The 6,000-nt window shown below is 64.4% G+C and carries 5 protein-coding genes; 1 reads left to right on the plus strand and 4 read right to left on the minus strand.

Translation table 11 applies throughout. The features are described 5' to 3' along the window. Positions 1-190 precede the first annotated feature (190 nt). The 4 genes from M9952_15940 to M9952_15955 form a co-directional block, all read right to left on the minus strand. On the minus strand, positions 191-1,654 hold the full coding sequence (locus M9952_15940; protein MCO5314414.1) for a catalase: 1,464 nt from the start codon (positions 1,652-1,654) through the stop codon (positions 191-193). A gap of 143 nt (positions 1,655-1,797) precedes the next feature. Further along, entirely contained in the window at positions 1,798-2,190 is a 393-nt protein-coding gene (gene msrB / locus M9952_15945; GenBank protein MCO5314415.1) for a peptide-methionine (R)-S-oxide reductase MsrB, read from the minus strand. Positions 2,191-2,238: 48 nt separating this feature from the next. Continuing rightward, positions 2,239-3,027, minus strand: a complete 789-nt coding sequence (locus tag M9952_15950) for a M15 family metallopeptidase (protein ID MCO5314416.1) — start codon at positions 3,025-3,027, stop codon at positions 2,239-2,241. Positions 3,028-3,091: 64 nt separating this feature from the next. Further along, positions 3,092-4,135, minus strand: a complete 1,044-nt coding sequence (locus tag M9952_15955) for an aldo/keto reductase (GenBank protein ID MCO5314417.1) — start codon at positions 4,133-4,135, stop codon at positions 3,092-3,094. A 485-nt stretch (positions 4,136-4,620) separates the two neighbouring features. Between M9952_15955 and M9952_15960 the strand changes: the two genes are divergently transcribed. Next, positions 4,621-5,922, plus strand: a complete 1,302-nt coding sequence (locus M9952_15960) for a hypothetical protein (GenBank protein ID MCO5314418.1) — start codon at positions 4,621-4,623, stop codon at positions 5,920-5,922. Positions 5,923-6,000: the final 78 nt, after the last annotated feature.

Genomic DNA, 6,000 nt, shown 5'->3' on the forward strand with positions numbered 1-6,000 from the left:
CACAAGATATGTCGCTCGATCCAGATGGCGGCGAACGGAAGACGACGGCGCTGCGTTCCCTCTTGGTAGCCGGTGAGACAAGCGGTGAGCCAGCGCCGTTCGACCTCGAGAGGTTCGTTGCCCTCAAACGAGCGACTGCCCGCGGTGAGGACACCGCGGACAGCCACCCGGATTGACGAGAACCGCCGGATCAGCCGCGGAGCTCGGCGATACGAGCTTCGATGCGGGCGCCGTAGTCGGGATCGGCGGCTCGGAAGTACGACACCGACCGCTCGATGATTCCGCGGGCATCCGCGGCGTCGATCTGGGCGAGGGTGGAGGCGATGTTGTCGACGAGGCGGGCCTTCGCGTCCTCGTCGATCAACCGGTACAGGTCACCGGCCTGGGTGAAGTAGTCGGTCTCGCGCTGTTCCCATTCGTAGCTGCCGGTCGCTCCGTCGGAATCGATCCCGGCATACAAAGCGACGTTGCTTTGCGCCGGTCCGTCGAAGCTGTTCGGCTCGTAGTTCCTCGACCGACCACCGTTGGTGCCCAACGCCATCAGCCCGTCACGGCCGTAGTTCTGCGCGGTCGTGGCGTGCGGTGCGTTGACCGGCAGTTGCGTGTGGTTGATGCCGAGGCGGTAGCGATGTGCGTCGCCGTAGGCGAACAGTCGGCCCTGCAACATGCGGTCGGGGGACGGTCCGATTCCCGGCACGAACGAGCCAGGGTCGAATCCGGCTTGTTCCACTTCGCCGAAGAAGTTGTCGGCGTTGCGGTTGAGTTCCAACTTTCCGACCTCGACGAGGGGGAAGTCGGCGTAGTTCCAGACCTTGGTGACGTCGAAGGGGTTGATGCGATAGCGCTTCGCGTCGGCGTCGCTCATGAACTGCATCTTGAGGGTCCATGTCGGGAACTCGCCGCGTTCGATGGCCTCGACGAGGTCGGTGTTGTGCGACTCGGGGGCACGGCCTGCCAACTCGGCGGCCTCCTCGGTGGTGAGCGTCTTGATGCCCTGGTCGGTCTTGAAGTGGTACTTGACCCAGGTGCGTTCGCCATCCGCGTTCACCCACTGGAACGTGTGGCTGCCGAAGCCGTCCATGTGGCGATACGAGGCGGGGATGCCGCGGTCGCCGAACAGCCACGTGAACATGTGGGTGGCCTCGGGGCCGTGGGAGAAGAAGTCGAAGACGTTCTCGGCTTCCTGCTTGTTGGTGAACGGGTCGGGCTTTTGGGAGTGGATGAAGTCGGGGAACTTCAGCGGGTCCTTCAGGAAGAAGATCGGTGTGTTGTTGCCGACGAGGTCGTAGTTGCCCTCGGCCGTGTAGAACTTCACCGCGAAGCCGCGGGGGTCGCGCACCGCTTCGGGGGCGCCACGTCCGCCGGCGACGGTCGAGAAGCGGACGAACACTTCGGTCTGCTTGGCGACCTCGGAGAGGAAGTCGGCTGAGGTGTACTTCGTGACATCGGCGGTGACGGTGAACGTGCCATATGCACCCGAACCGCGGGCATGCACGACTCGCTCGGGGATGCGCTCACGGTTGAAGCGGGCCAGTTTCTCGATCAGGTGTTGGTCCTGCAACATCACCGCGCCGTTGGGGCCTGCGGTCTGGGAGTTCTGATTGTCGGCAACCGGGGTGCCGGCCTCGTTGGTCAGTGGTGGTCGTTGGCTCAAGTTCGTCACGATTCGCTCCTGGGGTGTTGGTGTACGACCATCGTCGTCTCGGGCCGAGAGCTATTCCAATACTTTGATCGTCTCAGCCTCATAGGCGTCGCCTATCGAAGTGTCGGCGAGTGTAAGGAAGGGGTGCCGGTCGATCAGTCTGGGTCGAACGACAGCGACACCGAGTTGATGCAGTAGCGAAGACCGGTGGGGGCGGGGCCGTCGGGGAAGACGTGGCCGAGGTGTGAATCGCAGTTGGCGCAGCGGACCTCGGTGCGGACCATGCCGTAGCTGCGATCCTCGATGAGGGTGAGGGCCTCGTTGTTCAACACGTCATAGAAGCTCGGCCAGCCGGAGCCCGAGTCGAACTTCGTTTCGGAGCCGAACAGCGCGGCGTCACACGCCCCGCAATGAAAGACGCCCGGCCGCTTCTCGTGGAGCAGTTCGCCGGACCATGCCGGCTCGGTGCCGCACTCGCGAAGAATGCGGAACTGTTCGTCGTTGAGTTTGTCGCGCCAGGCGTCGTTGTCGATCGGAGGAGTTCCCATGGGGTCAGTCTGCCCGGTGCGGGCGCGCCGACACGGTCACGTTGTGGGTCAGACCCCGTTGAATTTCCAGTGCCACGACTCGCGAGGGGTGTCCTCGACGAAGCCGAAGCGCGACGCGTTGGTGCGCATCCAAGCGAGGGCTTCAGAGTCGAGGTCGAGGTCGACGGCCAAGCCGAAGCCGTGGTCACTTGTCCCCGGTTTCGCGGCGAGCCCGCCTTGGCTGTAGAGGCCCTTGCGTCGGGCGACGTCGACCTGAGCGTCGTAGCTGCGATAGGAGTCGGTGATACCGATCGTGACACCTTCGGCCGCTGCTGCGGCGCGGAGTTGTTTGAACCCGTTCGCGGCCTGCGGCAACAGCTTGTGGCTTCCCACCCCGAGCGGCGCCAGTTGTGAGTCGGCGAGTCGGCCGTTGGTGAGCGTCGGCTCGATCGCGGCGATTTCGGACTTCGTTGCGAGCCTGGTTTGGGCTGCGGTGCCGTATCCGTTGGAGGCTGCGGAGGCGTTCGTGGCGGACACCCCGCCGATCGAGTTCAGCGCCGAGGCGTTGCGTGCGGCGAGCGCGTTGGCGATCAACGGCGAGTTCGTTCCCGTGCCGTAGAGCCCGAGCGCCGAGGTGCCGAGTCCTGTCTGGCCGAGCAGGCCCGAGGTGGCGAGTCCTGTCTGGCCGAGCAGCCCCGAGGAGCCGGTATCGCCTGTGAGCCCGGCGAGCATGGACGAAAACAACGCACTCGACGTCGCATCTGCCGTCGTCGTCGACGAGACCGAGTTGGCGGTTGAGGTGATCGGGGCGAAACGCGCCTCGATCGAGGCGATTCGCGCTTGGAGTTCGGCGGGCATCGTCACGCTGTCTTGTATCGGCCGAAATGCCCGGACGTAAAGGCAGGGTTTGACGATCTTGGCGTCAGCCGTGCTGCCAGACGCGGTTGGAGATCGTCCACCTCGGCGGCAGCGATGCGCGATCGAGCTGCTCCATCTCCTCCGACGTGAGTTGCCAGCCAAGCGCTCCGGCGTTCTGCATCGCCTGCTCGGCGTTCTTTGCCCCGGGAATGGGGACAGTGCCGTGTTGGATGAGCCAGCGGAGCGCCACCTGTGACGGGGTGCGGCCGTGGCGGTTGCCGATGGAGCGCAGTTCGGCCACCACTCGGTCGACGGTCTCCATCGGATGTGGGGCGAATCCGCGTTTGCCGGGAGGAGGGTTCTGCGCGCTGTACTTCCCGCTGAGTCGTCCTTGCCCGATGGGGGAGTAGGCGAGCACGACGATGCCGAGTTCGCGACATCGCTGCAGCATCCCGCTCGTGAGGGGAAGGTCGCGCAGGAGGGAGAACTCGATCTGGTTGGATGCGAGGGCCGTGCCGCGACGGGCCAGTTGCGCCTGCATCGACATCATCTCGCGAACCGAATAGTTGGAGACACCGACGGACTTGGTGAGTCCGTCGGCGACGAGCGAGGCCAGTCCCTCGGCGATGACGTTGTGGCCGCGAAGGCTGGTCGGCCCGTGCACTTGGTAGAGGTCGACCTGGTCGACGCCGAGACGTTCGAGCGACGCCTCAAGCGCGGACCGCATCGCGCTCTTGACATTGATCTGCCGCGGACTCGGAAACCACTTCGTGGCGAGGACCACGGCCGAGCGGTCGACGTCGCCGGTGCGAAGGAGTCGGCCGATGATCCGCTCGCTCTCCCCCTTGCCGTAGACCTCGGCGGTGTCGAGAAGGGTGATCCCACCGTCGAGGGAGGCCGAGAAGGCACCGGCGATGGTGGCCTCCGTCAGCGAGGTGTCGTAGCCGCCCATCCCCCATGTGTAGCGGTCCCCCCACGCCCAGGTTCCCAGGCCGAGTGGTCGAAACCGAACGTCGGTGCCGGGCAACGTCACCAGCGGGTCGGCGCTGCTGTGGCCGGCGATGCTGCTGGCTGCACCTTCGTCGGCGGGGGAGGAATGCTCCGTCATGGTGTGACCCTACCCCTCGGCAACGCGCGCCTGTCGTGTACCCGTACCTGTCGCCAGTGAACGGCTGAACTCGTGCTGGTCACGCACCTCCCGGCGCCGAACTCGGCTACTTCGAGCACCTGCTCAAGCGCAGCGTGTGGGCAATTTGGCCTATTTGGTTCAGGTTCTTGGGTTGTTTGGCCGATGGGACGGTAGGTCTCTGTTTCGGGGGCTGTGGGTCATCGGTTCTGGAGGATGCTGGGGCTGGTGGAGTGGGTCGGGGGGCCGTTATGGGCCGTTTGTGTCGTTGGGTTGCGATTGTTTTGGCGATAGTTTTGGTGGTGCCGGCTACGGCTGGTGTGGCGGGGGCGGAGGTCGATGCTGGCGCCCGTGCTGGTGCGGGTTCCGGGCAGCGGCCCGAGATCGATATTCCGGATGGCCCGTTTTCGTGGCCGACGGGTCGGCGTGATACGAGCGTGCCGGGTGATGGTCGTGTCGGTGTGGGGATGGATGACCGGGCGGTGTTGACTCCGGAACCGGTTGCTGACGGGGCACCGGAGTGGGAGCCTTCTGAGGCGACGTCGGATCTGCCTTCGGTGGAGGGGCGTGGGGTGTTCACGGATCCGGATGGTCCGTTGAGTGAGGTGTCGGAGTTGATCACTGGCGCTGATGGCGCGCGTGGTATCGAGGTGTCGGCGCAGCGTCGTTGGTTCGAGGATGCGGATGGGCGTTGGCGGGAGATCGATGTGCGGTTGGCGTATGAGCGTGGCGATCGCGGTGTGGTCGTGTCGAGGGGTGATCGGGTGTCGTATCGTTTCGAGTCTTCCGGGTCGGGTGTGACGGTGAGCGACGAGAACGGTCGCGGTATGTCGTTTCGTCCGAAGGGCGCGGATGTGTTGCCGGTGTTGGGCGCTGATGGCAGATCGGTGACCTACCGCGAGGTGTGGCCGGGTGTTGATGTGGTCTACTCGGTGTCGTCGGGCGGGTTGAAAGAGGACGTGGTGTTGAAGCGTCGTCAACGCAAGAGCGAGTTCGAGTTCGTGGTCGATGGTGGCGAGTTGGTGCCGGTTGAGCAGCGAACTGGCGTGTTGAGCGTGCCGGGGTCGATGAGGTTGCGGGTCGGTGGGGTTGATACTGATCTTGTGGTGTTGCCGCCGGTGGCAACGGACGCGAACGGCGAGTTGGTGTTGGGTGAGACGTCGAAGATCGCGTTGGTGAGCGAGGTGACGGGTGAGTCGTCGCAGCGGTTGGTGTTGTCGGCTGGTCAGGAGTGGTTGAACGGGTTGAGAGATGACGAGTTCCCGGTTCGGTTGGATCCGCTGGTCGGTGTTGGCTCCTCGATGGGGTGGGTGACGTTGGCGATGTTTCGGGCGACAACAGCGTCGGGGGTGTCGTGTACGTATCCGCCGACGTCGGGGTGTTGGCAAGAGGTCGGCTATACGACCGGCTACAACTTTCGTACCCATGTGGCGTATGACTTGACGTCGGTGTGGTCGACGATCGCATCGAACCCGGGGATCGTGGTGTCGAACGCGGCGGTGGAGACCGGGGCGGGTTCCGCGCCTGACCCGTCGAAGTTGTTGGTGGTTCGTGAGCAGATGCCTTCTGGGCAGGAGTTGAACTATTGGGCGTCGAACGTGATGCCGATCGCTGGTTCGGGCACGACTGACGCGAGTGGTGTCGGCTTGGTCGATATCACGTCCTCGTTCAACGCGTGGCGTGTCGCGTACGCGGGCGGGGATACCTCGTGGGCTCAGCCGGTGTTGGCGTTGAACGGCAACGAAAGCAGTGAACCGTCCCGGGTTTGATGCACTTCTCCTTTCTTGGAAGGTTGAGTGTTATGCCGAAAAGATTCGATTCGGAAACGAAAGCGAAATCGGTCCGGC

Source organism: Microthrixaceae bacterium (assembly GCA_023957975.1).
Lineage (GTDB): Bacteria > Actinomycetota > Acidimicrobiia > Acidimicrobiales > Microtrichaceae > JAMLGM01.